Here is a 403-nt window from a genome sequence, read left to right on the forward strand (position 1 = left end):
CACGCTGCACCCCGTGGGTGCCGAGGGCGGCGCGACGGAATACTTCGCCCCCGATGCGGTGGACTGGCCCGAGACCTGGAACCCGCGCCGCCCGCCGCCGCGCCTGGCGGTGGACCTGGGCGAACGCGGCAGCCTGGAGATCGCGGGCGACGGCATCGCGCGCTGGCATGCGGCGCTGCAGGCCGCCGGCCACCGCGCGGGCATCGCCCAGCGCATGCAGGCCCGCTGGGGCGTGCTGGCCGGGGTGCTCCTGTCCGGCGTGTTCTTCGCCGGCAAGGTCTCGCGGTTGAGCCAGGTCTCCTCCACGCTCTCGGAAGACGGCCGGACCCGGACCTATCGGGTGGCCGGGCAGGTCTTCTTCGCCTCGGCCGGCACCTTCTCGGAGGCGATCGACGTGCTGGAG

The 403-nt window shown here is 74.7% G+C and carries 1 pseudogene; it reads left to right on the forward strand.

Going from position 1 to position 403, the window contains the following annotated elements:
* Positions 1-403: pseudogene (locus HNV26_RS38050) on the forward strand (hypothetical protein); the annotation flags it as partial.

Source organism: Myxococcus xanthus (assembly GCF_013116825.1).
GTDB lineage: Bacteria > Myxococcota > Myxococcia > Myxococcales > Myxococcaceae > Myxococcus > Myxococcus xanthus_B.